Annotated in this window: 24 protein-coding genes; 15 read left to right on the forward strand and 9 right to left on the reverse strand. The window is 69.5% G+C overall.

What is annotated here, in order from left to right; genetic code table 11:
• Positions 1 to 5 precede the first annotated feature (5 nt).
• Entirely contained in the window at positions 6 to 1,778 is a 1,773-nt protein-coding gene (gene argS, locus ACFUPX_RS36575; RefSeq protein WP_383332640.1) for an arginine--tRNA ligase, read from the reverse strand.
• Between the two features lie 145 nt (positions 1,779 to 1,923).
• On the opposite strand from argS, the gene lysS reads away from it, so the two are divergent.
• Complete coding sequence (gene lysS, locus ACFUPX_RS36580) at positions 1,924 to 3,678, forward strand: lysine--tRNA ligase (protein ID WP_383332642.1); 1,755 nt, start codon at positions 1,924 to 1,926, stop codon at positions 3,676 to 3,678.
• Positions 3,679 to 3,877: 199 nt separating this feature from the next.
• Positions 3,878 to 4,087: a hypothetical protein gene (locus ACFUPX_RS36585; RefSeq protein ID WP_383332644.1), complete on the forward strand. Its 210-nt coding sequence runs from the start codon at positions 3,878 to 3,880 to the stop codon at positions 4,085 to 4,087.
• Between the two features lie 19 nt (positions 4,088 to 4,106).
• Here ACFUPX_RS36585 and ACFUPX_RS36590 read toward each other — a convergent pair whose 3' ends face one another.
• From ACFUPX_RS36590 to ACFUPX_RS36600, 3 genes are all read right to left on the reverse strand, one after another.
• Positions 4,107 to 5,549 carry a DUF2637 domain-containing protein gene (locus tag ACFUPX_RS36590; RefSeq protein WP_383332646.1) on the reverse strand — a complete coding sequence of 481 codons (1,443 nt, stop codon included), beginning with the start codon at positions 5,547 to 5,549 and terminating at the stop codon, positions 4,107 to 4,109.
• Positions 5,550 to 5,721: 172 nt separating this feature from the next.
• Positions 5,722 to 6,591 (reverse strand): DUF3558 domain-containing protein, encoded by an 870-nt coding sequence (locus ACFUPX_RS36595; protein WP_383332648.1) that lies wholly within the window; start codon positions 6,589 to 6,591, stop codon positions 5,722 to 5,724.
• 123 nt (positions 6,592 to 6,714) lie between these two features.
• Positions 6,715 to 7,593, reverse strand: a complete 879-nt coding sequence (locus tag ACFUPX_RS36600) for a DUF3558 domain-containing protein (RefSeq protein ID WP_383332650.1) — start codon at positions 7,591 to 7,593, stop codon at positions 6,715 to 6,717.
• 212 nt (positions 7,594 to 7,805) lie between these two features.
• Between ACFUPX_RS36600 and ACFUPX_RS36605 the strand changes: the two genes are divergently transcribed.
• Complete coding sequence (locus tag ACFUPX_RS36605; RefSeq protein ID WP_383332652.1) at positions 7,806 to 8,999, forward strand: RtcB family protein; 1,194 nt, start codon at positions 7,806 to 7,808, stop codon at positions 8,997 to 8,999.
• A gap of 78 nt (positions 9,000 to 9,077) precedes the next feature.
• Here ACFUPX_RS36605 and ACFUPX_RS36610 read toward each other — a convergent pair whose 3' ends face one another.
• Both ACFUPX_RS36610 and ACFUPX_RS36615 read right to left on the reverse strand, forming a co-directional pair.
• Positions 9,078 to 9,860, reverse strand: coding sequence for an SDR family NAD(P)-dependent oxidoreductase (locus ACFUPX_RS36610; RefSeq protein ID WP_383332654.1), 783 nt, complete (start codon positions 9,858 to 9,860; stop codon positions 9,078 to 9,080).
• Between the two features lie 80 nt (positions 9,861 to 9,940).
• On the reverse strand, positions 9,941 to 10,276 hold the full coding sequence (locus ACFUPX_RS36615; protein ID WP_365367514.1) for a YnfA family protein: 336 nt from the start codon (positions 10,274 to 10,276) through the stop codon (positions 9,941 to 9,943).
• A 226-nt stretch (positions 10,277 to 10,502) separates the two neighbouring features.
• Between ACFUPX_RS36615 and ACFUPX_RS36620 the strand changes: the two genes are divergently transcribed.
• Positions 10,503 to 10,925, forward strand: coding sequence for a MarR family winged helix-turn-helix transcriptional regulator (locus ACFUPX_RS36620; protein ID WP_383332679.1), 423 nt, complete (start codon positions 10,503 to 10,505; stop codon positions 10,923 to 10,925).
• Between the two features lie 33 nt (positions 10,926 to 10,958).
• Here ACFUPX_RS36620 and ACFUPX_RS36625 read toward each other — a convergent pair whose 3' ends face one another.
• Positions 10,959 to 12,314 carry an MFS transporter gene (locus ACFUPX_RS36625; protein ID WP_383332656.1) on the reverse strand — a complete coding sequence of 452 codons (1,356 nt, stop codon included), beginning with the start codon at positions 12,312 to 12,314 and terminating at the stop codon, positions 10,959 to 10,961.
• A 339-nt stretch (positions 12,315 to 12,653) separates the two neighbouring features.
• Here ACFUPX_RS36625 and ACFUPX_RS36630 point away from each other — a divergent pair, with 339 nt between their 5' ends.
• Entirely contained in the window at positions 12,654 to 13,166 is a 513-nt protein-coding gene (locus ACFUPX_RS36630) for a GNAT family N-acetyltransferase (RefSeq protein ID WP_383332658.1), read from the forward strand.
• A gap of 88 nt (positions 13,167 to 13,254) precedes the next feature.
• Here the strand turns inward: ACFUPX_RS36630 and ACFUPX_RS36635 are convergent, their stop codons facing one another.
• Positions 13,255 to 14,103 (reverse strand): DUF6597 domain-containing transcriptional factor, encoded by an 849-nt coding sequence (locus ACFUPX_RS36635; protein WP_383332660.1) that lies wholly within the window; start codon positions 14,101 to 14,103, stop codon positions 13,255 to 13,257.
• Positions 14,104 to 14,190: 87 nt separating this feature from the next.
• Here ACFUPX_RS36635 and ACFUPX_RS36640 point away from each other — a divergent pair, with 87 nt between their 5' ends.
• The 3 genes from ACFUPX_RS36640 (at position 14,191) to ACFUPX_RS36650 (ending at position 16,650) form a co-directional block, all read left to right on the forward strand.
• The gene (locus tag ACFUPX_RS36640) at positions 14,191 to 14,793 is read left to right on the forward strand and encodes a TIGR03086 family metal-binding protein (protein WP_383332662.1); all 603 of its coding nucleotides are present in this window, start codon (positions 14,191 to 14,193) and stop codon (positions 14,791 to 14,793) included.
• Between the two features lie 139 nt (positions 14,794 to 14,932).
• Positions 14,933 to 16,027 carry an LLM class flavin-dependent oxidoreductase gene (locus ACFUPX_RS36645; protein ID WP_383332681.1) on the forward strand — a complete coding sequence of 365 codons (1,095 nt, stop codon included), beginning with the start codon at positions 14,933 to 14,935 and terminating at the stop codon, positions 16,025 to 16,027.
• 5 nt (positions 16,028 to 16,032) lie between these two features.
• Positions 16,033 to 16,650 (forward strand): FMN reductase, encoded by a 618-nt coding sequence (locus ACFUPX_RS36650; protein WP_383332683.1) that lies wholly within the window; start codon positions 16,033 to 16,035, stop codon positions 16,648 to 16,650.
• Positions 16,651 to 16,671: 21 nt separating this feature from the next.
• On the opposite strand, the gene ACFUPX_RS36655 is transcribed toward ACFUPX_RS36650, so the two are convergent.
• Positions 16,672 to 17,271 carry a hypothetical protein gene (locus ACFUPX_RS36655; RefSeq protein WP_383332664.1) on the reverse strand — a complete coding sequence of 200 codons (600 nt, stop codon included), beginning with the start codon at positions 17,269 to 17,271 and terminating at the stop codon, positions 16,672 to 16,674.
• A 162-nt stretch (positions 17,272 to 17,433) separates the two neighbouring features.
• Between ACFUPX_RS36655 and hemL the strand changes: the two genes are divergently transcribed.
• The 7 genes from hemL to ccsA form a co-directional block, all read left to right on the forward strand.
• Positions 17,434 to 18,771 (forward strand): glutamate-1-semialdehyde 2,1-aminomutase, encoded by a 1,338-nt coding sequence (hemL, locus tag ACFUPX_RS36660; RefSeq protein ID WP_383332666.1) that lies wholly within the window; start codon positions 17,434 to 17,436, stop codon positions 18,769 to 18,771.
• Positions 18,768 to 19,451: a histidine phosphatase family protein gene (locus ACFUPX_RS36665; RefSeq protein WP_383332668.1), complete on the forward strand. Its 684-nt coding sequence runs from the start codon at positions 18,768 to 18,770 to the stop codon at positions 19,449 to 19,451. Before hemL ends, ACFUPX_RS36665 begins: the two co-directional genes overlap by 4 nt.
• 176 nt (positions 19,452 to 19,627) lie before the next feature.
• The gene (locus ACFUPX_RS36670; protein WP_383332669.1) at positions 19,628 to 20,848 is read left to right on the forward strand and encodes a hypothetical protein; all 1,221 of its coding nucleotides are present in this window, start codon (positions 19,628 to 19,630) and stop codon (positions 20,846 to 20,848) included.
• 66 nt (positions 20,849 to 20,914) lie between these two features.
• The gene (locus ACFUPX_RS36675) at positions 20,915 to 21,544 is read left to right on the forward strand and encodes a TlpA family protein disulfide reductase (RefSeq protein WP_383332671.1); all 630 of its coding nucleotides are present in this window, start codon (positions 20,915 to 20,917) and stop codon (positions 21,542 to 21,544) included.
• A gap of 10 nt (positions 21,545 to 21,554) precedes the next feature.
• Positions 21,555 to 22,319, forward strand: a complete 765-nt coding sequence (locus ACFUPX_RS36680) for a cytochrome c biogenesis CcdA family protein (protein ID WP_383332673.1) — start codon at positions 21,555 to 21,557, stop codon at positions 22,317 to 22,319.
• Between the two features lie 3 nt (positions 22,320 to 22,322).
• Positions 22,323 to 24,125, forward strand: coding sequence for a cytochrome c biogenesis protein ResB (locus ACFUPX_RS36685; protein WP_383332675.1), 1,803 nt, complete (start codon positions 22,323 to 22,325; stop codon positions 24,123 to 24,125).
• Positions 24,122 to 25,084: cytochrome c biogenesis protein CcsA (gene ccsA, locus ACFUPX_RS36690; RefSeq protein WP_383332677.1), on the forward strand; the 963-nt coding region annotated here is incomplete at its 3' end. The genes ACFUPX_RS36685 and ccsA, both read left to right, overlap by 4 nt.

Genomic DNA, 25,084 nt, shown 5'->3' on the forward strand with positions numbered 1-25,084 from the left:
GGGGCTCAGAGGCGCTCGGGGGTCCTGATGCCGAGCAGGGCCATTCCCTGGTGCAGGGTGCGGGCCGTGATGTCGCAGAGGAACAGGCGGTTCTCTGCGACGTCCTGCGGCGGCTTCGGCTTGATGACCGGGCACTGGTCGTAGAACGTCGTGTACAGCGACGCCAGTTGGTAGAGGTACGCCGCCAGCTTGTGCGGTGCGTACTCCCCGGCGACCTCGGCGACCGTCTCCGCGAACTGGTCGACGTGCAGGCCCAATGCCCGCTCGGCGGGGGCCAGTTCGAGCTCCGGGTGCGCCTGGGGCGACACGTCGCCCGCCTTGCGCAGGATCGACTGGATACGGGCGTACGCGTACTGGAGGTACACCGACGTGTCGCCGTTCATCGACACCATCTGGTCCAGGTCGAACTTGTAGTCGCGCACCGCCGACGTCGACAGGTCCGCGTACTTCACCGCGCCGATGCCCACCTGGGCGCCGCGCTCGGCGATCTCCTCCTCGGAGAGGTCCTGGGCCTTCTCGCGCACGATGGCCGACGCCCGCTCGATCGCCTCGTCGAGGAGGTCGATCAGGCGTACGGTCTCGCCCTCACGCGTCTTGAACGGCTTGCCGTCCTTGCCGAGTACCGTGCCGAAGCCGAGCTGCACCGCCTCGACGCCGTCGGTCAGCCAGCCCGCCCTGCGGGCCGTCTCGAAGACCATCTTGAAGTGCAGGGACTGCCGCGCGTCCACCACGTACAGCAGGGTGTCGGCCTTGATGTTGAAGACGCGGTCGCGGATCGCGGAGAGGTCGGTGGCCGCGTAACCGAAGCCGCCGTCGGACTTCTGGACGATCAGCGGGGACGGGTTGCCGTCCGGGCCCTTCACGTCGTCGAAGAAGACGCACAGCGCGCCGTTCGACCGGACCGCGACGCCGGACTCCTCCAGCATGCGGCAGGTCTCCGCCAGCATGTCGTTGTACCCGGACTCGCCGACGATGTCCTCGTCGCGGATCTCCACGTCCAGCTTGTTGAAGACCGAGTAGAAGTAGACCTTCGACTCGTCCACGAACCGCTGCCAGATCGCGAGCGTCTCGGGGTCGCCCGCCTGGAGGTCCACCACCCGGCGCCGGGCACGCGTCTTGAACTCCTCGTCGGAGTCGAAGAGCACCTTCGACGCCTTGTAGACGCGGTTGAGGCTGGACATGGCTTCCTCGCCGGCCTCGTCACCTTCCGCGGCCTGGTGGCCCAGCTCGTCCGGGTGCTCGATCAGGTACTGCACGAGCATGCCGAACTGGGTTCCCCAGTCGCCGATGTGGTGGCGGCTGACGACCTTCTCGCCCGTGAACTCGAGGATCCTGACGACGGAGTTGCCGATCACCGAATTCCGGAGGTGGCCGACGTGCATCTCCTTGGCCACGTTCGGCTGGGCCCAGTCGATGACCGTCGTACCCGGCTTCTCCGCGAACGGCACGCCGAGCCGCTCGCCGTCGGCGGCGCGCGCGGCGAGGTTCTCGGTGATCGCCTTGTCGGTGACCGTGACGTTCAGGAAGCCGGGGCCCGAGACCTCGACGTCCTTGATCATGCCGTCGTCGGCGGGGAGAGCGTCCACGACCTTCGTCGCGAGCTCGCGCGGGTTCGCCTTCGCCTTCTTGGCGAGGGCCAGGATCCCGTTGGCCTGGTAGTCGGCCCGGTCGCTTCGTCGCAGCAGCGGGTCGGCGGCGCCGGCCTCCGGCAGGGCAGCCGAGAGGGCGTCCGCGAGGCGCTGGTGGACGGAGGCGGTGAGGGACGTGACCGAGGCCATGGAGTGGATGCCGTTCTCCTCGAGGTTCAGATAGACCCGGCAAGTATCCCACGGGGCACAAAGCCGTTTTCGCTCTCGCGTGGCTTGCTGGGAGAATGGCCGCGACAGCGGTACTCACGTAGAAGAAGATCAGAAGCAGAAAGGCGTGCCGATCGTGGCTCAGAGCACCGATACCACCGACTGGGTCTCCCGCTACGCGGACGAGGTCATCTCCGAGTCGGAGCGTCGTGCCCCGGGCAAACCGGTCGTCGTCGCCTCCGGGCTCTCCCCCTCGGGCCCGATCCACCTGGGCAACCTCCGCGAGGTCATGACCCCGCACCTGGTCGCGGACGAGATCCGGCGGCGCGGGCACGAGGTCAGGCACCTGATCTCCTGGGACGACTACGACCGCTACCGCAAGGTCCCGGCAGGCGTCCCCGGCATCGACGAGTCCTGGGCCGCGCACATCGGCAAGCCCCTCACCTCCGTGCCCGCCCCGGCCGGTTCCGCGTACGCGAACTGGGCCGAGCACTTCAAGGCGGCCATGACCGAGGCGCTCGACGAGCTGGGCGTGGAGTACGACGGGATCAGCCAGACCGAGCAGTACAACGCGGGCGTCTACCGCGAGCAGGTCCTGCACGCGATGAAGCACCGCGGTGACATCGACGCGATCCTGGACCAGTACCGAACCAAGAAGGCCCCCGGGAAGGGCGGCCAGAAGCAGTCGCAGAAGCCCGTCGACGAGGCCGAGCTCGAGGCCGCCGAGGGGTCCGGCGCCGCGAGTGAGGACGACGGCAGCGGCGGCTCCAGCGGGTACTTCCCGTACAAGCCGTACTGCGGGGCGTGCGAGAAGGACCTGACGACGGTCACGTCGTACGACGACGAGAGCACCGAGCTTTCGTACGTGTGCGCGGACTGCGGGCACACCGAGACGGTCCACCTCAGCGAGTTCAACCGCGGCAAGCTGGTCTGGAAGGTCGACTGGCCCATGCGCTGGGCGTTCGAGGGCGTCATCTTCGAGCCGAGCGGCGTGGACCACTCGTCTCCCGGGTCGTCCTTCGTGGTCGGCGGGCAGATCGTGCGCGAGATCTTCGACGGCGTGCAGCCGATCGGTCCGATGTACGCGTTCGTCGGCATCTCCGGCATGGCGAAGATGTCGTCCTCCAAGGGCGGTGTGCCGACCCCGGCCGACGCCCTGAAGATCATGGAGGCGCCGCTCCTCCGCTGGCTCTACGCCCGCCGCAGGCCCAACCAGTCCTTCAAGATCGCCTTCGACCAGGAGATCCAGCGGCTCTACGACGAGTGGGACAAGCTGGACGCGAAGGTCGCCGACGGCTCCGCGCTGCCCGCCGACGCCGCCGCGCACTCGCGTGCGGTGCGCACGGCCGCCGGTGAGCTGCCGTCGACGCCGCGTCCGCTGCCGTACCGGACGCTCGCGTCCGTCGCGGACGTCACGGCGGGCGCGGAGGACCAGACCCTGCGCATCCTGCGCGACCTGGACCCCTCCGACCCGATCTCGTCCCTGGACGAGGCGCGGCCCCGGCTCGACCGCGCCGAGAACTGGATCACCACCCAGGTCCCGGCCGACGCCCGCACGATCGTGCGCGCGGAGCCGGACGCGGAGCTGCTCGCGTCCCTGGACGAGGAGGGCCGCGAGTCGCTGCGGCTGCTCCTTGAGGGCCTGGACTCGCACTGGTCCCTCGACGGTCTGACGCACCTGGTGTACGGCGTGCCGAAGGTGCAGGCCGGATTCTCCCCGGACGCGACGGCGAAGGATCTCCCCCCGGAGATCAAGGTCGCCCAGCGCTCGTTCTTCGCGCTCCTGTACCGCCTCCTGGTCACCCGGGAGACGGGCCCGCGCCTGCCCACGCTGCTGCTCGCCGTGGGCGCGGAGCGGGTGCGCAAGCTTCTTGGCGCGTAGCGCTTACGCAGAGGGGGGCGCCGTCCAGTTTCTGGGCGGCGCCCCCTTTTGCGTGCCGGGGACTGGACCGCCGCGAAGCGAAGGACGTAAGGGAGAGTGCGGCGAGGGGCGGCGTGGAGGTGCGCTGCATCCTTTGGATTACCGGGAGATCACTCCGGGGCAGGATGAACAACGCCCCGGGGCGAGTGATCGTGGACGTATGAAGGAAATCATCTCCATCGTCGGATGGGTCGTCGGGATCCAGGGCGCGCTCGGCTTCGCCGGGCGCCAGTTCGGGGACGGGCCCTGGGGGCTCTTCCACAAGTGGTGGGACATCCCCACCCCCGGCTACCTCGCCCTGTTCATCGTCGGCGCCGCCCTCGCCGTCTGGGGCGAGAGCAGCAAGAGCCGCGCCCGCAGCAGGGGTTGAGCCTCCAGGCCCCCCTCCGCTACGCGCTGTACTCGGAGTCCAGGTCCTCCTGGTAGCGCCCCCGGAAGTCCCGCAGGTAGGGCCGCAGCGTGCTCTCCGCCGGAGGGCCGCCCGCCTGGCCCGTGACGCCGTACAGGTCCATCAAGTACAGGCCGAACTGCCGGGCGTTGGGGTAGTCCCCGAGCTCGCTCACGTACTTGCGGAACGCCGCGAAGTACGCGTCCTCGCGCGACACGTCGTCCGGGAGCCCTGACGCGTCGGGCAGCGGCTCCAGATCCTCCGGGGCCTCCTCGATCGCGTCGCCCTCGACCGGGGCCTGCTCCTCGCGCGGGCCCGGAATCAGATGCTGGCCCCCGAGGGGGCGCGTGCGGCCGGGACCCGCGGGCACCGGGAACGCGGCCTCCGGGTGAGCGGCGGCCTCAGCCCCGGCGTTGCCCTGCTCGTCGAAGTACGCCTGCTGCTGCTCCAGGTAGGCCTGCTGGTCGGCATAGGCCTGCTGCTCGGCGTACGCCTGCTGGTCCGCGTACCACTGGTCGTGCGGCTCTTCGGGAACGTACGAAGGCTGCTGAGCCGCGAACCACGGGCTCACTTGCGCAGCTTCGGGCTCCGGCTCCGGCTGGGGCTGTTGCTGTTGCGAGTCCTGCGTCTGTGCCTGTGCCTGCGTCTGCGCCTGCGTCTGTGCCTCCGCCGCCAGCTGCGGCGCGGACGGCGCCACCAGCTCCGGCTGCTGCGGCTCCGCCGGAACCGGCGTCGGCGCCGGCGGAAGCAGCGCGGGCTCGATGCCCGCCGCCGCGAGCCCGGCGGGAGCCGTCTCCGCCAGCGGAACGCCGAAGCGCGCCAGGCGCAGCGGCATCAGGGATTCCACCGGGGCCTTGCGGCGCCAGTTGCGGCCGAAGCGGGCCTGTAGGCGGGCCTGGTAGATCAGGCGGTCCTGCTCCAGCTTGATGACCTGCTCGTAGGAGCGCAGCTCCCACAGCTTCATCCGGCGCCACAGCTTGAAGGTGGGCACGGGGGAGAGGAGCCAGCGCGTGAGGCGTACGCCCTCCATGTGCTTGTCGGCGGTGATGTCCGCGATCCGGCCCACCGCGTGCCGCGCCGCCTCGACCGAGACCACGAACAGGATCGGGATGACGGCGTGCATGCCCACGCCCAGCGGGTCCGGCCAGGCGGCAGCGCCGTTGAAGGCGATCGTCGCGGCGGTCAGCAGCCACGCCGTCTGACGGAGCAGCGGGAAGGGGATGCGGATCCACGTCAGGAGCAGATCCAGCGCCAGCAGGACGCAGATGCCCGCGTCGATGCCGATCGGGAAGACCACCGAGAAGCCGCCGAAGCCCTTCTGCTCGGCCAGGTCACGCACGGCCGTGTACGACCCCGCGAAACCGATCGCGGCGATGACGACCGCACCGGCTACGACGACGCCGATGAGTATCCGGTGCGTGCGTGTCAGCTGCATCGCGGCCACCCGCGAACCCCTCCCTGTTCGGTTTGTTGCGAGCGACAGCCTGGCACACGCATACGGAACGCGATGTGCCGGTACGGCAGGAGCCCGGCCACCGAGGGGCCGGGCTCCACAACTGCCTTGACTGCGCCGCGAGTTGCACGCGTGGCGCGTGCCGCGGTCTCCGCGTCCTGCGTCAGCTCTTGGGCTTGCTGCTGGACTTGCTGCTCGATTTGCTGCTGGACTTGGAGGCGCTCGACTTCGGCTTGTCCGACTTGGAGTCGTCCGACTTGGGGCTCTCCGAGCCCTTCGGCGACGAGGACGAGTCGCCGCCCGCCTTGTTCGCGGAGACGACCGCCTCCGAGGCCTCCTTGGCGGCCTTCTCGGCCGACTTGGACAGCTCCTTCGCGCTCGGCGCCTTGTCGCCCGCCAGGCCCGCTCCGTTGTAGTCGATCGTGACGATCGCGTTCTCCACGCGCGTCACGACCGTCTGCTGCTTGAAGTTTTCCTTGTCCTTCTTCAGGTCGTACGTCACGACCGTCGTCTGGTCGCCCATGCCGGGCACCGGCTCCGTCTTGACGCTCTTCGCGCCCTCCGTCGCCTGCGCGTCCGCGACCTGCTTCGCGAAGCTGTTCTGCGCGCGCTTGGCGCCGCTGCCCAGCGACGCGTCCGAGTCGAAGCGCATCAGCGAGACGCGGAGCCAGCGGAACTGCGAGCCGTCGACGCCGTTGTTGTCGAGGCTGTCCCAGGAGCAGGTGCCACGCGCCGACGTGTCGTCGGACGTGCCCGCCTTGCCCGACTTGTCCTTCGCCTTCGGGACGAGGTCCTCGAGCGACTTCTTCGACAGGACCTCGCAGGGCTCGGGCAGCTTGCTGAACGCCGCCTTCTCCACGGTCGCGGCCTTGTCCTTGCCCTTGCCCGAGGCCGAGGCGGAGGCCTTCGAGCCCGAGTCCTTCTTGGCCTCGTCCGAGCCCGAGTCGGAGGAGCAGCCGGAGGCAACGAGGATCACCGGTACGGCGGCTGCGCAGGTGAGTATGCGGGTGAGTCGCTGTGCTGGTCGGTGCATGGTTCCTTCACTCGAGTCACTCAGGACGGCTGTCGTCTGTCGGCGGTTCGATGGGCCACGGTACGCCGTGCCCGACGTGGACGACTCCGCTTCCGGAGAGCCGGCCACCCCCGCGAACCGTCCCTAATCGGAGAAGCTGTCGGCCAGCTTTCCGGCCAGTTCCTGCGCCTTGTCCTGCATTTCCTTGCTGTCGGGGATGTCGGTGCGACGCCCCGGCTGCTCGTCGTACTCGACGGTCACGATGACGTTCGACGTGCGGAACACCACAGTCACCGTGCGGTGCCGGGTCGCGGACCCGGACGTCGTGAGCGCGTCGTCGAGGAAGGCCTCGTCGCCCAGGTCGTCGAGGATGCGGGGCTCGAGGCCGAGGGGCGTGACGGCCTCCTGGGGGGAGTCGCCGGAGTCACCGGACCCACTGTTGTCCCCGTCACCCTTGCCGTCACCCTTGCCCGACTTGTCGGCATCTGTACTGGAATCGTCGGACGGCTCGCCCCCCGTTCCCTCGTCCTCGCCGTCACCCTCACCTTCACCGGCGGTCGGGGTGCCGGAGGGCTCGGGCAGGTCCGCCTTCTGCACCTTCGAGGAGTAGACCTCCGTGGCGCGGGTGTCGTCGCTGACGCCGCCGTCGTACGACACGATGCGCTCGAAGTCGACGAGCAGATGGTGGGTGGCGTCGGAGGACTCCACCTTCCAGCGGCAGCCCACACGCCGGTCGGTGTCGAAGGTGACGGTGGGGGCACCCTCGTACGCCTTCTCCTGCTGCTCCTCGTCCGGCATCTCCTTGATGCCGGGCAGCATCGAGTCGAGCGTGCCGCGGTCGACCTGGCCGCAGGGTTCGGTGAGCGTGCGGTACTTGCCGGGCTCGGCGGCCGCGGTCGTGCCGCCGGTGTCGCCGGGCTTGGAGTCGTCCGGCTCACCGCCGAGCGCGCCCCCGCCCGTGCAGCCGGCGAGCAGCGCCGCGAGGAGAGCTGCGACGCCTGGTACGTAGGCCTTCCGCTGCACCGTGTGGGCTCCTTCGCGCCGGGGATATTGGGTTGCCGCTGATGGGCGACCGGTGGACACAATGTGTATCGCACGCAATGCCGTGGACGCCGGTCCGTCGTACCTTTCGTTGACCTTGGCGCCGGTATTTGCGCTACGAGACGTTCGACACGCCTGTTCAACTACAGCTAACTATGGGCAATTACGGGCAACTACGGGGGAATGAGGACGCTATGTCGTACGTGGAGGTTCCCGGGGCAAAGGTACCGATCCGGATGTGGACGGACCCGGCGTCGGTCGAGGACGTCGCACTCCAGCAGCTCCAGAACGTGGCGACCCTGCCCTGGATCAAGGGCCTGGCCGTCATGCCGGACGTCCACTACGGCAAGGGTGCGACGGTCGGCTCGGTGATCGCCATGCAGGGGGCGGTGTGTCCCGCGGCGGTGGGTGTGGACATCGGCTGCGGAATGTCCGCGGTCAAGACCTCGCTGACGGCGAACGACCTGCCGGGCGATCTGTCGCGGCTCCGGTCGAAGATCGAGCAGGCGATTCCGGTGGGGCGGGGGATGCATGACGATGCCGTGGATCCGGGGCGGTTGCACGGGTTCGGGACGTCCGCCTGGGACGACTTCTGGTCGCGCTTCGACGGGATCGCCGATGCGGTCAAATTCCGTCAGGATCGGGCAACGAAGCAGATGGGAACGCTCGGATCCGGGAATCACTTCATCGAGTTCTGTCTCGATGAGTCGGGTTCGGTCTGGCTGATGCTGCACTCCGGCTCCCGGAACATCGGCAAGGAGCTGGCCGACCACCACATAGGGGTGGCCCAGAAACTGCCGCACAACCAGGGAATCATCGACCGTGACCTGGCGGTCTTCATCGCGGACACCCCGCAGATGGCGGCCTACCGGAACGACCTCTTCTGGGCGCAGGAGTACGCGAAGTACAACCGCTCGATCATGATGGGGCTCTTCCAGGACGTGGTCCGCAAGGAGTTCAAGAAGGCGAAGCCGGCCTTCGAGCCGGTGATCTCCTGCCACCACAACTACGTCAGCGAAGAGCGGTACGACGGGATGGACCTGCTGGTCACGCGGAAGGGCGCGATCCGTGCGGGCAGCGGCGACTTCGGGATCATCCCCGGCTCGATGGGCACGGGTTCGTACATCGTGAAGGGCCTCGGCAACGCGGCTTCCTTCAACTCGGCCTCGCACGGCGCCGGCCGGAGGATGAGCCGCAACGCCGCGAAGAAGCGCTTCTCGACGCAGGACCTGGAGGAGCAGACGCGGGGCGTCGAGTGCCGCAAGGACTCGGGCGTCGTGGACGAGATCCCCGGCGCCTACAAGCCGATCGAGAAGGTCATGGAGCAGCAGAGCGATCTGGTGCAGGTCGTGGCCAAGCTGAAGCAGGTCATCTGCGTGAAGGGCTGAACGGCAACAGCCTCCCTGGCCCGCCCCCGCCCCCGACCCCGCCCTCCGAACCCGCCCCCGACGTCACAGCCCCCGACGTCACAGCTCCCGGTGGATCTTCGTGTTCGAGGCCTGGGCGCGGGGGCGGACCACCAGGAGGTCGATGTTGACGTGGGGCGGGCGGGTTACCGCCCAGGTGATCGTGTCCGCCACGTCGTCCGCCGAGAGGGGGGCGGCCACGCCCGCGTAGACCTTCGCGGCCTTCTCCGTGTCGCCGCCGAAGCGGGTCGTGGCGAACTCCTCCGTCTTGACCATGCCGGGGGCCACCTCGATGACGCGGACCGGGGTGCCGACGATCTCCAGGCGCAGGGTCTCGGCGAGTACGTGCTCGGCGTGCTTGGCGGCCACGTAGCCACCGCCGCCCTCGTACGTGCCGTGGCCCGCCGTGGAGGAGAGGACCACGATCGTGCCGTCGCCGCTGGCGGTGAGCGCGGGGAGCAGGGCCTGGGTGACGTTCAGGGTGCCGATGACGTTCGTCTCGTACATCTGGCGCCAGTCGGCCGGGTCGCCGGTGGCGATGGTGTCGGCGCCGAGCGCGCCGCCCGCGTTGTTCACCAGGACCGCGATCTTGCGGAAGGCGGTGGCGAACTCGTCCACGGCCGCGCGGTCGGTGATGTCGAGCGCGTACGCCATCGCGTCGTGGCCCGCGGCCGTGAGCTCGGCGGCGAGGGCCTCGATGCGGTCCTTGCGGCGGGCGGTGAGGACGACGCGGTAGCCGGCGGCCGCGAGTCCGCGCGCGGTGGCGGCGCCGATGCCGCTGCTCGCGCCGGTGACGATCGCGATGCGGGTGGCGGCGGGCGCGGCGTTCGCGGCGGCGGTCATGGCTGCTCCTTGGGCGTGCGGGTGTTCCGGCGTGGGCGTGCGGGTGTTCCTGGTCTGTTCCGTCAGGATAGTTCGCCGGGTTAACGACCTCGTGGCGCGTACATGATCACGGCCATGCCCGCGAGGCAGATCAGCGCCCCGGTCACGTCCCAGCGGTCGGGCCGGTAGCCGTCGGCGACCATGCCCCAGGCGATCGATCCGGCGACGAAGACCCCGCCGTACGCGGCGAGGATGCGGCCGAACTCGGCGTCGGGCTGGAGCGTGGCCACGAAGCCGTAGATGCCGAGGGCGATGACGCCCGCGCCGATCCAGGCCCAGCCCTTGTGTTCGCGTACGCCCTGCCAGACGAGCCAGGCGCCGCCGATCTCGAAGAGTGCGGCGAGGACGAAGAGGGCTGCGGAGCGGGCGACGAGCATGGGGGAATCGTGGCACGGGGCTTGTGGGTGCTCGCCGTTGCCAGGCCGCTGTCCGGCCGCTGTCCGGCCGTTGCTCGTCCCGGGGTGTCTCTGCGTCGTACGCTATCTGTTCCGCGCAGGTTTCTTGAGGTGGAGGAAGGGGTCCGTCGTGGCCGAGAACGCGACCGGTGCCGGTGCGCGGCGTGCCGCTCTGGTGGAGGAGCTCTCCGTCGAGTCGCGGCGCTACATGGCGTCGTACGCCCTCTTCAATCAGGCCGTCGCCGACCATCTGAAGCTGCACCCCACCGATCTGCAGTGCCTGAACCTGCTCAGCCTGGAGGCCGAACCCGTCACGACCGGCCGCATCGCCGAGCTGACGGGTCTGACGACCGGCTCGGCGACGCGGCTCGTGGACCGTCTGGAGCGGGCGGGCTATGTCGTGCGGGAGCGCGACGCCGTCGACCGGCGGCGGGTCCTGGTCTCGACGGTGCCGGACGCGGTGGCGGAGTTCGGGCGGATGTGGGACAAGCTCGGGGGCGGCTGGTTCGCCCTCTTCGAGCGGTACGACGACGATGAACTGGACCTGCTCATCGGACACATGCGCCGCACCGTGGAGTTCAGTGCGGCGCAGGTGGCGCGGTTGCGGGGCGGGGGGTTGGACGAGTCTTAGGCGAGGCCTGGGGCCTTGAGGCCTGGGCGAGGCCTAGTGGTGCTGGTCCTCCTGCGGTTTGCGCGGGAGGAGTCGGACCAGTGCGCAGCACAGCAGCGTGACGCTCGCGACGACGGCGAGGGTGACGGTCATGGCGTGGGCCGGGCCGCCGCCGTCTGCGGTCTTGAAGAAGACGGTGACGACGGTGGCCGCGCCGATCGCGTTGGCCAGCTGCTGGACCGCGCTGAGCGATCCGCTCGCGCTGCCCGCTTCCTGGGGCGCGATGTCGCCGATGGTGATGTCGTAGACGGTGCCGAAGCAGGTGCCCATGCCGAGGCCGATGACGAGCATGGGCGGCACGAGGGCCCAGCTGCCGGTGTCCGTGCCGGAGTTGGCGACGAGGGCCAGCAGGTAGCCGGTGCCGGTCAGGATGATCAGCAGGCCTACGAGGACGAGGGTGCGGCCCAGTTTTCCGATGAGGCCGTGGCAGGCGATGGACGCGACGACGATGCCCGCGGAGAGCGGGATGAGGCCGAGCGCGGTGCCTGAGGGCGTACGGCCGAGGCCTTCTTGCAGGTAGAGCGAGATGACGTAGAGCAGTCCGGACACGGCGGCGGAGAAGGCGACGCAGAGGACGAGCCCGGAGGTGAAGCCGCGGTTGCGCAGCAGCGAGGGCTGGATCAGCGGGTTGGGCGCGGTGCGCTGACGGCGGCAGAAGAGCGCGAAGAAGACCAGGCCCGCGGCGATCAGGAGCAGGGGCGTGGCGGTCCAGCCGTTCGTGGAGCCCTCGATGAGGCCGGACAGCAGTCCGAGCATGGTGGCGCCGAGGAAGGCGGAACCGGTGGCGTCGATCGAGGTGGAGCTGTCGCCGGGGTCCTTGGGGAGGAGTCGGACGGCGGCGGCGAGGGCGACGCCGCCGAGCACGAGGTTGATCAGGAACATGGGGCGCCAGCCGAGGCCGCCGAGGTCGGCGTCGATCAGGAACCCGGCGAGGATGGGGCCGCCGACGGCGGAGAGTCCCATGGCGGGGGCGAACAGGCTGAACGCCTTGCCGATCTCCTCGCGGGGCCAGACCGCGCCGAGGATGCCGAAGCCCTGCGGGATGACGAGCGCGCCGAAGGCGCCCTGTGCGAGGCGGGCGACGGTGATCGACTCGGGGCTGAAGGCGAGCCCGCAGGCGACGGAGGCGAGCGTGAAGCCGCCGAGGCCGAGCAGGAAGAGGCGCCGGCGTCCGTACTTGTCGCCGAGGCGTCCGCCGATGACCAGGAGAACTCCCAGGGCGAGCGCGTAGGAGGCGCCGAGCCACTGGATGAGGCCGGGGCCGCCGCCGAGGTCCTTGGCGATGGTGGGGGCGGCGATGTTGGTGATGGTGGCGTCGACGAGGTCGAGGATGTCGGCGGCGAGGATCACGCCCAGGACGGCCCAGCGTTTTCGTGGGGGGAGGGGGGTCTGTGGTGCGGGTGGTGCGGGTGGGGTGGGGGGTGAGGTCGGTGTGGAGGGGGGTTGGGTTTCGGTGGGCATGGGGTTCCTTCGGGTGAGGAGTGCTGGAGCCGCGCGTTGGAGCCGCGCGCTGGAGCCGGGTGGTGGAGCTGCGTCGTGGAGCCGTGTGGTGCGAGGTGGCGCAGTCACGGCGCAGAATGACCGGCGCTGTGCAGAAGCTGCGTCACGCAGATAAATGTCCTGGAGGATGGCTGCGCTGTCAAGGCTGTTTACGGGGCGTTGTCAGACCCTCGCCGTACCGTGGGCGGCATGGAGAGATCGCCGTTGGCAGGGCCTGGGCTGGTTCGCTGGTCGGAGGGTGACTTCGGGTTGCTGGTCGCCTGCAACTCCGCCGAGATGACCGCGCACTTGGGCGGGCCGGAGACGCAGGAGCAGTTGGTCTCCCGGCACCGTCGCTACCTGGCGTTGGAGGAGCGGGGGCAGATGTTCCGGATAACGCTCGGCGGCGATTCCGTCGGGTCCATCGGGTTCTGGGAGACGTCCTGGCAGGGGGAGTCCGCCTGGGAGACGGGCTGGAGCGTGCTGCCGGGGTTCCAGGGGCGGGGCATCGCCGCGGCGGCCGCGCGGCTGGTCGTCGGGGAGGCTCGGGCCACCGGGCGGCACCGGCGGCTGCACGCCTTTCCCTCCGCGGACCACGCGGCTTCCAACGGGGTGTGCCGGAAGGCCGGGTTCACGCTGGGGGGCGAGCACGACTTCGAGTATCCGAAGGGGACCTGGATGCGGTGCAACGACTGGAGCGTGGAGCTGAGCGCCGCGGACTGAGCGGCTCCTGACCGGCCTGACCGGGCCTCAGGCCCCAGGCCCCAGGCCCCTGGCCCCAGGCCCCAGGCCCCAGGCCCCAACCCTCAGGTCACTGCGGCGCGTACGCCGTCGGAGGTACGCCCACCGTCGTCGTGAAGTCCCTGATCAGGTGGGCCTGGTCGGCGTAGCCCAGGGTGGTCGCCAGCGTCGCCCAGTCCACCTCCCGCTCCGTCTCCGCGTGTTCGAGGGCCTCGTGGATCCGGTGGCGCAGGATCAGCCACTTCGGGCCGACTCCCACGTACGCGGAGAACAGCCGTTGCAGCGTCCGTACGGACATGCCCTCCGCTCGGGCGAGTTCGCCGACCCGGCGGATCCCGCGGTCCGTGCGGATGCGTTCGGCGAGGGCCATGGCCAGGTCGGCCTGGGGGTCGGGCGTGGGGCCGACGGCCAGGAGGAACGCGTCCAGTGCCGCCAGGCGGGCCTGCTCCTCGTCCGGGGTCAGGACGGCGTCCACCGCGCCTTGCGGAACCTCGGCGAAGACCTCTTCGAGGGGCAGCAGCCGCCGGCCCGTCCAGGCGGACACCGGCCGCGTGGGCGCGAACGGGCGGAAGCCGCCGGGGCGGAACTTCACCCCGCACACCCGGCCGCGCCCCTCCAGCTTCTGGGTGAAGAGGTCGAGCCCGATGCCCGCCACCTCGGCGAAGGGCTCCTGGCCGGGGAGGGTCTGGAAGACGACGTTCACGGACGGGTGCGGGACGACGTGCGAGGCGTACGGCTGGGAGAGGTCCCAGTCGATCAGCCAGTACTGCTCCACGTAGGGGCGCAGGGCGGGCGTCGGCAGGTGGCGGCGGAACCGTGCGTGGGCGAAGAGACCGGCGGCGTCGACGATGCCCTTGGTGTCGCTGCGGGGGGTCGGGGCGGGGTCGGGGCCGCAGGTGGGCTCGGGGGCGTCGGCCATGGCTGGATCGTATGCCGGGGGTCTGCCGCCGTCGCCGTGTCGCGTTTCTTCAAGCCGTCGGGGCCCTCGCCGCCCTACGGTCACGGCATGACTGAGAACAGCATCGCCGACCTTTTGAAGGCGGCAACGGCTCACGCCGTCCCGGTGGTACGCGCCATCCCCGACGACCGGCTCACCGACCCCACCCCCTGCGCCGAGTACGACGTAAAAGCCCTGCTCAACCACCTCTTTCAGGTGATCGTCCAGTTTCAGGCGCTGGCCGCCAAGAAGGACTCCGCGTTCGGCGAGACCCCCGATGTCGTCGCCGAGAGCCCCGACTGGCGCGACCGTTTCGCCGATGAGGCGGCGAAGCTGGTGGCCGGCTGGGCCGAGCCCGGCGCCGAGGAGGGCACCACGGGTGCGATGGACATGCCCGCGCGGACCGTCGGCTGCATGGTCCTGCTCGACCTGACCGTGCACGCCTGGGACCTGGCGCGCGCCACGGGCCAGGACTTCGAGGCGGCCCCCGAGAGCAGCGGTGTCGTCGCCGCGCTGCGGGAATCGGTCGCGGGGCTCGGCCCGACGGCCCGGAAGATGGGTGTCTTCGGGGAGCCGGTCGCCGTGCCCGAGGGGGCCGATGAGCTGGAGCGGCTCCTGGCGGAGACGGGCCGCGACCCCCGCTGGACGCCTGCTGGGCGCGCTTCGGCCTAGCCGGCGCCCGCCCTCACCACCGTTGAGGCACGTCCGAAGCCGTCCGGGAATACCCCCTGGCCCATCACCGTTCCGTAGGTATAGTTGAACCGTCAACAACCTCGCGGAGAGTGAGTCAGCCATGCAGTCCGGATCCGGCATGCAGTTCGGGATCTTCAGCGTCGGCGACGTGACGCCGGACCCCACCACGGGCCGCACCCCCACCGAGCACGAGCGCATCAAGGCCATGGTGGCCATCGCGCTGAAGGCCGAGGAGGTCGGGCTCGACGTCTTCGCGACCGGCGAGCACCACAACCCGCCGTTCGTCCCCTCCTCGCCCACCACGATGCTCGGCTACATCGCCGCCCGCACCGAGAACCTGATCCTCTCCACCTCCACCACCCTCATCACCACGAACGACCCGGTGAAGATCGCCGAGGACTTCGCGATGCTCCAGCACCTGGCCGGCGGGCGGGCCGACGTGATGATGGGGCGCGGCAACACCGGCCCGGTCTACCCGTGGTTCGGCAAGGACATCCGCCAGGGCATCAACCTCGCCGTCGAGAACTACGCGCTCCTGCACCGGCTGTGGCGCGAGGACGTCGTGACGTGGGAGGGCAAGTTCCGTACGCCCCTCCAGTCGTTCACCTCGACGCCCCGCCCCCTCGACGGCGTCGCGCCCTTCGTCTGGCACGGCTCCATCCGCTCCCCGGAGATCGCCGAGCAGGCCGCGTACTACGGCGACGGCTTCTTCCACAACAACATCTTCTGGCCGCAGGAGCACACCAAGAAGATGGTCGACCTCTACCGCCGCCGCTTCGCGCACTACGGGCACGGCACCGAGGAGCAGGCGATCGTCGGGCTCGGCGGTCAGGTGTTCATGCGGAAGAACTCCCAGGACGCGGTCAAGGAGTTCAGGCCGTACTTCGACAACGCGCCCGTCTACGGGCACGGTCCTTCCCTTGAGGAGTTCACCTCCCAGACGCCGCTGACCGTCGGCTCCCCGCAGCAGGTGATCGACCGGACGCTGTCCTTCCGCGACAGCGTCGGCGACTACCAGCGGCAGCTGTTCCTGATGGACCACGCCGGCCTGCCCCTCAAGACCGTCCTGGAGCAGCTGGACATCCTGGGCGAGGAGGTCGTCCCGGTCCTGCGCGAGGAGTTCGCCAAGAACCGCCCGGCGAACGTCCCGGACGCACCGACGCACGCCGCACGCGTGGCGGCCGCTGCTCAGGCTGAGGAGGTCACCGCATGAACACCCTGAAGCTCGTCGTCGTATCCGCGGGACTGAGCGTCCCCTCCTCCACCCGCCTCCTCGCCGACCGCCTGGCCGCGGCCACCGGACGGCACACCGAGGCGGAGCTCCAGGTCGTCGAACTCCGCGACCTGGCCGTGGAGATCGCGCACAACTACGTCACCGGGTTCCCCGGCCCGCAGCTGGGCGCGGCGGCGGAAGCGGTGCGGGGCGCGGACGGCCTGATCGTCGTCACGCCGGTCTTCTCCGCCTCGTACAGCGGCCTTTTCAAGTCGTTCTTCGACGTGCTGACCGTCCTGGACAAGGACGCGATCGCCGGTACGCCGGTCCTGATCGCGGCGACCGGCGGCACCCCGCGCCATTCGCTGGTCCTGGAGCACGCGATGCGTCCGCTCTTCGCCTACCTGCGGGCGGTGGTCCTGCCGACGGCCGTGTACGCGGCGTCCGAGGACTGGGGCGCGGACGGCCTGGACGAGCGCATCGAGAGGGCCGCGGCCGAACTGGCCGGAATCATGCGGCCCGCGGCGGGCCGTGCGGAGGAGCTTGCCGGGGACCTGGCCGAGGACCTTGCCGAGGAGCTCGTCCCCTTCGAGCGGCAGCTCGCGGCGCTGCGGCCGGAGTAGGAACTGCGGGGGCGCGGGGCCTCAGGGCCACACCAGGCAGTACGCCTGATGCCCCGCGTCGTGCAGCCGGTGGCTGAAGTCCTGCCATTCGTGCAGCAGTTGGTAGACGTTGAACGCGTCGCGCGGGCCGCCGCGGTCGGGGACCGTGGACCAGATGAACGCGGCGGCGCCGACCGACTCCTCGCCGATGCCGCGCAGCGGGTCGACGACCGTCATGGGGAGCTTCACCACGGCGTAGTCGGGGTGCAGGACGACCAGTTCGAGTGGGGGGACCTTGTTCAGGGGTATGCCCTCGATGCCGGTCAGGACCATCGCGGCCACCGTCTCCGGCTTGATCTTCGTGAACATGCCGCCCATGCCCAGCTCGTCGCCGCCGAGCTCTTCGGGGCGCATCGAGATGGGCACACGGGCGGCGGTCGCGCCGTCCGGGGCTCCGAAGTACTTGTAGGTCACCCCGCCCACCCGGCCACTCCTGGTTCCTGCCCGGTCCTGCTCCGTCTCGCCCCGTGCCAAGGCCTCTGCCTCGGCCGCTTCCGCCTCGCGCCGGTGCTTGCCGATCCGCCGGGCACGCCGCGGGCCCAGGCCGTCGGTCCCCTCGCCCAGTCCGCCACCGCGATGCATATCTCCACCCGACTGCTTTTCCAGGGCGCCCGCCCCTGCTTTTCTAGGCCTCGCGGCCCCCGCCGCGCAACCCGATCATCGTGTCAGTGACCTCCCCCACGGTCACCGGCTAAAACGTCGAGTGAAACACCTGTCCGCAGGATGTCCGAAGCCTCTGACACCATGGTTCATGTGAGCTTCCCGTATAGCGCCCCAGTTTCGCAGACTCTCTTCGACCGTGCGGCGGCCGTGACGCCCGGCGGTGTGAACTCTCCCGTGCGCGCTTTCCGCGCCGTGGGCGGTACGCCCCGCTTCATGGTGTCCGGTACCGGTCCGTACCTCACGGACGCCGACGGCCGTGAGTATGTTGACCTCGTCTGCTCGTGGGGGCCGATGATCCTCGGCCACTCCCACCCCGATGTGATCGCCGCCGTCCAGGAGGCCGTCGCCCGCGGCACGTCCTTCGGCACGCCCGGTGAGGGCGAGGTCGCGCTCGCCGAGGAGATCGTCGCGCGCATCGAGCCCGTCGAGCAGGTGCGGCTCGTCTCCAGCGGCACCGAGGCGACGATGTCCGCGATCCGCCTCGCGCGCGGGTTCACCGGCCGCGCCAAGATCATCAAGTTCGCCGGGTGTTACCACGGTCACGTGGACGCGCTGCTGGCCGCGGCGGGCTCCGGCCTGGCCACGTTCGGGCTCCCGGACACCCCGGGCGTCACCGGCGCCCAGGCGGGCGACACCATCGTCGTTCCGTACAACGACCTTGAGGCCGTGCGCGCCGCGTTCGCCGCGAACGCCGGTGAGGTCGCCTGTGTCATCACGGAGGCGTCGCCGGGCAACATGGGCGTCGTGCCGCCGGTCGAGGGCTTCAACCAGGGCCTGGCCGACCTGTGCCGGGAGAACGGCGCGCTGTACATCTCGGACGAGGTGATGACCGGCTTCCGTACGTCGAAGGCGGGCTGGTTCGGCGTCGACGGCGTGCGGCCCGACCTGATGACCTTCGGCAAGGTCATGGGCGGCGGCTTCCCGGCCGCCGCGTTCGGTGGCCGCGCGGACGTCATGGGGCACCTCGCCCCGGTCGGCCCCGTCTACCAGGCGGGCACCCTGTCGGGGAACCCGATCGCGACGGCCGCGGGCCTCGCGCAGCTGCGGCTGCTCGACGACGCTGCGTACGCGAAGGTCGACGCGGTCTCCGAGCAGCTGCGCGGCCTGGTCACCGAGGCGCTCTCCAAGGAGGGCGTCGCGCACCGCCTGCAGAACGCGTCGAACATGTTCTCCGTCTTCTTCACCGACGGTGACGTGCGCGACTACGAGGACGCGAAGAGGCAGGAGTCGTTCCGCTTCACCGCGTTCTTCCACTCGATGCTGTCGCAGGGCGTGTATCTGCCGCCCTCGGCCTTCGAGTCCTGGTTCGTGTCCACCGCCCATGACGAGCGGGCGATCGAGCGGATCGCGGCGGCCCTTCCGGGCGCCGCGCGCGCCGCCGCCGAAGCCACTGAATCCACCACGGAGGCCACCGCATGAGCGCGGGCAGCGAGCTCACCGTCGTCCACCTGATGCGCCACGGCGAGGTGGAGAACCCGGAGGGGATCCTTTACGGGCGCCTTCCCGACTACCACCTCTCCGAGCTGGGGCGGCAGATGGCCGACCGGGTCGCCGAGCACCTCGCCCCGCGCGACATCACGCACGTCGTGGCGTCGCCGCTGGACCGCGCGCAGGAGACGGCGACGCCGATCGCCAAGGCGCAGGGCCTCGATCTGGCGACGGACGGGCGGCTCATCGAGGCGGGCAACGTCTTCGAGGGCAAGACCTTCGGCGTCGGCGACGGCGCGCTGAAGAACCCGGAGAACTGGAAGCACCTGGTCAACCCCTTCAAGCCATCCTGGGGCGAGCCGTACGTCGAGCAGGTCGTGCGGATGATGGGCGCCCTGGACGCGGCGAAGGACGCGGCCCGCGGCCATGAGGCGGTGTGCGTCAGCCATCAGCTGCCGATCTGGATCGTGCGCAGCTTCGTGGAGAAGCGGCGCCTGTGGCACGACCCGCGCAAGCGGCAGTGCACGCTCGCCTCGCTGACGACGTTCACGTACCGCGGCGACAAGATCGTGTCGGTGGGGTACTCCGAACCGGCGCGTGATCTCGTTCCCGCGCATCTCCTCGCGGGCGCCAAGCCGGTGAAGGGGAAGGCGAAGGCGTTCGGCGCATAGCCTCCGCGGCTTGCCTTCGATTCGTTGTCGACGGCGGGTAATTGACCGGCAACTGTATGTCCGTTCTCGGTAAAAAGCGCTAAATATGTGCTTGTTGCCGGAACCCCATTCTTCGTCGCGCCCTCTTAGGGGTCGTCCATCGTGCATGGACGCAGGGCGCGACGAATGGGGATGGAATGCGCGACATCAGTCGCAGGGGAATGCTGGGCCTCGGGGTCGGGACCGCGGCCGCTGTGGGACTCGCGGGCTGCGGCACGGGCGGCGGCAGTCATTCGGCCGGTCCCGCGGGGCCGGGCAAGAGCGGCGACAAGCACCCGGCGAAGCCGATCGGTGACGGCTCGACCTCGTACTCGGGGAAGCAGCCGAACCAGCCGGGCAAGCCCGTCCCCCTCCAGCCCGGCGAGACGCCCCCGCAGTTCGTGGTCTTCTCCTGGGACGGCGCGGGCGAGGTCGGCAACGGCCTCTTCCCGCGTTTCCTCAAGCTGGCCGAGGAACACGACGCGCGGATGACGTTCTTCCTCTCCGGGCTCTATCTCCTTCCCGAGTCCAAGAAGCGGATGTACAAGCCGCCGAACAATGGGGTCGGCGCGTCCGACATCGGTTATCTCACCGACGGTCACATCAAGGAGACGCTGAAGTACGTCCGGCAGGCCTGGCTCGAAGGCCATGAGATCGGCACGCACTTCAACGGGCACTTCTGTACGGGCAGCGGCACGGTCGCCAACTGGACGCCCGCGCAATGGCAGAGCGAAATCGACCAGGCCACTTCGTTCGTCAAGGAATGGCGCACGAATACCGGCTGGACCGATCTGCCGTCGCTGCCTTTCGACTATGACAAGGAACTCGTCGGCGGCCGTACGCCCTGCCTCCTCGGCCAGGAGAATCTGCTGCCGACGGCGAAGAAGCTCGGCTGGCGGTACGACGCCTCCTCGCCCGGCGGCCGGCAGCGCTGGCCCCAGAAGAAGATGGGCGTCTGGGATCTGCCGCTGCAGGCGATGCCGTTCCCCGGGCACTCCTTCGAGGTCCTGTCCATGGACTACAACATCCTGGCCAACCAGTCGCAGAACTCCACGAAGGCGCCGCCGGCCAACTACCCGGGCTGGCGCAAGCAGGCCGCCCAGTCCTACATAGCCGGATTCAAGCGGGCCTACGAGACCAACCGCGCGCCGTTCTTCATCGGCAACCACTTCGAGGAGTGGAACGGCGGCATCTACATGGACGCCGTCGAGGAAGCCTTCAAGCACATCGCCGGGAAGAAGGACGTACGCCTGGTGTCGTTCCGGCAGTTCGTCGACTGGCTCGACGTGCAGGACCCGAAGGTCCTCGCCGACCTGCAGGGCCTCGATGTGGGTCAGGAACCGGCCACCGGCTGGAAGGGACTCGGAAAGGCCGTCTGAAATGGGACTTTCCGCAACGCCGGGGGGTGCGGAAGATCCCCGAAACAGACATGCGAAACTTTTCACATGAGTGCCGCCTGCCGCGCCCCCCGCAGCATGAACCGCAGCCGTAGCCGCAGCCGCGCCGCCCTGCTGGGCGCTGGGGCCGCGGTCGCGGCACTGGCCCTGTCGGCGTGCGGCTCCGGAGGCACCTCGGGCGGCTCGGGGAACACGAACTTCGTCACCGGCTCCGACGGCATCGCCACGGCGGGCAAGGGCGATCGCCAGGACGGACCGAAGCTCGAGGGCGAGACCCTCACGGGCAAGCACCTCGACGTCGACGACTACAAGGGCAAGGTCGTCGTCCTGAACGTATGGGGTTCCTGGTGCTCGCCCTGCCGGGCCGAGGCGCCGAACTTCGCGAAGGTCTCCAAGGACCTCCAGGGCAAGGACGTGCAGTTCGTCGGGATCAACACCCGCGATCCGCAGAAGGGCCCGGCGCTCACGTTCGAGAAGGAGTGGAAGATCTCCTACCCGAGCCTGCACGACCCGATGGGCAAGCTGATGCTGCGCTTCCCCAAGGGCACGATGAACCCCAAGTACATCCCCTCCACGATCGTCCTCGACCAAGAGGGCAAGATCGCGGCCCGCTCGCAGCAGGCGCTCAGCGAAGAGAAGCTGCGCAAGATGATCGACCCGCTGATCGCGGAGAAGTGATCTTCTCGTGATGTCCACTCTCGCCGCCGTCGGCGAAGCGAACCAGACCGTCATGAACGGCGCCCTCCTCCTGGCGCTGCCCGTGGCCGTACTCGGTGGGCTCGTCTCCTTCTTCTCTCCGTGCGTGCTGCCGCTCGTGCCGGGCTATCTGTCGTACGTCACCGGGGTCGGCGGCACCGACCTCGCGGAGGCCAAGCGGGGGCGGATGGCCGCGGGGGCGGGTCTGTTCGTCCTCGGCTTCACCGCCGTCTTCGTCTCCACCGGCGCGCTCTTCGGGTACGTCGGGCAGAACTTGCAGGAGTACCAGGACGTCATCACCAAGGTGCTCGGCGGCCTGATGATCGCGCTCGGCATCTTCTTCATGGGGCTCATGCCCTGGCTCTCCCAGCGTGAGTTCCGCTTCCACAAGAAGCCCGCCGCGGGGCTCGCGGGCGCTCCGGTGCTCGGCGCGCTGTTCGCCGTGGGCTGGGCGCCCTGCGTGGGGCCCACGCTCACCTCCGTCAACTCCCTGGCCCTCGACCAGGGGAGCGCGGGGCGCGGGGCCATACTGAGCGTCGCGTACTGCGTGGGGCTCGGGCTGCCGTTCATCCTCGCGGCGATCGCCTTCCGCAAGGCGCTCGGCGCGTTCAGCTGGGTGAAGAAGCACTACGTCTGGGTGATGCGCATCGGCGGCATCATGATGATCGCGACCGGGCTGCTTCTCGTCACCGGCGTATGGGACAGCATCGTGCAGCAGATGCAGGTCTGGTCGAACGGCTACACGGTGGGGATCTGATCCATGAGCAACACCAGGACGAACACCGAGGCGACGAGCCAGGGTGATCAGGACCTGGGTGCCGCGGGCGCCCAGCTGTCCACCGCCCCCGTGGACCGGGCGATGCCGGGCTCCTTCGGCGGCAACCGCGGCCCCGGTCTCACCGGATGGCTGCGCTGGACCGGCCGCGAGGCCGTCGGCTGGACGCGGTGGATGTGGCGGCAGCTGACCTCGATGCGGGTCGCGCTGCTCCTGCTGCTCCTGCTCTCGCTCGGCGCGATCCCGGGATCGCTGATCCCGCAGACCAGCATCGACGAGCTGAAGGTCGCCGACTTCAAGAAGGCGCACAGCACGCTGGGGCCGCTCTACGAGAAGTTCCAGCTGTTCGACGTCTACAGCTCCGTGTGGTTCTCGGCGATCTACATTCTTCTCTTCGTCTCCCTCATCGGCTGCATCGTGCCCCGCACCTGGCAGTTCGTCGGCCAGCTGCGCGGGCGCCCGCCGGTCGCCCCCAAACGGCTGGACCGGCTGCCCGCGTACACCACGTGGCGCACCGAGGCCGAGCCCGAGCAGATCCACCGGGACGCGCTCGCCCTGCTCAAGGGGCGCCGCTTCCGCGCGGACCTCACGAGCCGCCAGGGCGGTGCGGGGACGTCCGTCGCCGCGGAGAAGGGCTACCTGCGTGAGGCGGGCAACCTCTTCTTCCACATCTCCCTGATCGTGCTCCTGGTGGCCTTCGCCGTCGGCGCCCTGTTCAAGTCCGAGGGCGGCAAGCTCATCGTGCAGGGCGACGGGTTCTCCAACACCCTCACCCAGTACGACAACTTCAAGTCCGGCAACCTCTTCAACACCGACGACCTGGCGCCGTTCAGCTTCAAGCTGGACAGCTTCGAGTCGTCCTTCGAGAGGAAGGGCCCCGAGAAGGGGACGGCCCGCACCTACCGGGCGAACGTCACCTACACCGAGGGCATCGACGGCCCCGAGAAGAAGAAGGCCATCGAGGTCAACAAGCCGCTCGAGGTCGACGGCTCGAAGGTCTACCTCATCGGCCAGGGCTACGCGCCGACCGTCACCGTGCGCGACGGGAAGGGCAAGGTCGTCAGCACCCAGTCCGTCCCGCTGCTGCCGATCGACTCGAACGGCACGGCCACCGGCGCCATCAAGGTCCTCGACGGCTACCGCGACAAGAACGGCAAGAAGGAACAGCTCGGCTTCAACGCCTTCTTCGTGCCGACGTTCGCGGGCTCCGGCCAGGGCAACATGTTCTCCCAGTTCCCGGCGCTCGACCATCCCGTGATCGCGCTGTCCGCGTACCACGGAAGCCTCGGTGTGGACTCCGGTCTGCCGCAGAACGTCTATCAGCTGGACACCAGCAAGATGGCCAAGTTCGAGGATGCCAAGGGCGAGCTCCTGAAGAAGCGGTTGGTGCCCGGCCAGACGATGAAGCTGCCCAACGGTGCGGGCTCGATCACCTTCGAGAAGGACATCAAGCGCTGGGCGACCTTCCAGGTCTCCCAGCAGCCCGGCAGCATGTGGGCGCTCGTCGGAGCGATCTCCGCCATCGCGGGCCTCGCCGGATCGCTGTTCATCCAGCGCCGCCGCGTGTGGGTGCGGGCCGTGCGGGGCGCCGACGGTGTCACCGTCGTCGAGATGGCCGGACTCGGCCGCAGCGAGTCCGCCAAGCTGCCCGAAGAGCTGGGTGACCTCGCGGGACGCCTTCACGAGAAGGCGCCGAGCGCGCCCGAACCAGACCATGCCGACCATGCCGATGCCCAGCATGCCGACTCCACCCCCCTAGTTGTTCCTGCCGAAGGGGCTGAGAAGTGAATCTCGCCACCACCCTCGCCGCCGAACCGAACGAGAACCTCGCGAACATCAGCAATGTGCTGGTCTACTCCGCGATGGCCGTCTATCTCCTTGCCTTCTTCGCACACATGGCGGAGTGGATCCTCGGCAGCCGAAGCAAGGTCGCCCGCACCGCCGCCGCGCTCACCCCCCAGAGCGAGGCCTCCGCCAAGGCGCCCGCCGTCACCGTCAAGGCCAAGGCCGGCACCGCCGTCCTCGACCGGCCGAAGGCGTCCCCCAAGGTCGTCACCCGCTCCGTCACCGGAACCCGTGACGTGCCGGACGGTCCCGGTGCCTCGGCAGGCGACGAGAAGGGCGACCTCTACGGCCGGATCGCCGTGTCCCTCACCGTGCTCGCGTTCCTCGTCGAGGCCGGTGGTGTGCTCACCCGCGCGCTCTCCGTGCAGCGGGCGCCGTGGGGCAATATGTACGAATTCAACCTGACGTTCTCCACGATGGCCGTCGGTGTGTACCTCGTGCTCATGGCGCTGAAGAAGAACGTCAGCTGGCTCGGCCTTCCGCTGGTCACGACGGTCCTCCTCGATCTCGGTCTTGCCGTCACTGTCTTGTACACCGCCAGCGACCAGTTGGTTCCCGCTCTTCACTCGTACTGGTTGTGGATCCACGTCTCCACCGCGATCTTCTGCGGCGCGACGTTCTACCTGGCCGGCGTCGCGACGATCCTCTACCTCTTCCGCGACTCCTACGAGAACAAGCTGGCCTCCGGAGGCCAGCCCGGCCGCTTCGCGACCTCCGTCCTGGAGCGGCTGCCCGCCGCGGCCACGCTCGACAAGTTCTCGTACCGCGTGAACGCCGCCGTCTTCCCGCTGTGGACGTTCACGATCATCGCGGGCGCGATCTGGGCGGGCGACGCGTGGGGCCGCTACTGGGGCTGGGACCCCAAGGAGGTCTGGTCCTTCATCACCTGGGTCGCCTACGCC

The organism is Streptomyces sp. NPDC057302 (assembly GCF_042667685.1).
In the GTDB taxonomy this organism is placed as follows: Bacteria; Actinomycetota; Actinomycetes; order Streptomycetales; family Streptomycetaceae; genus Streptomyces.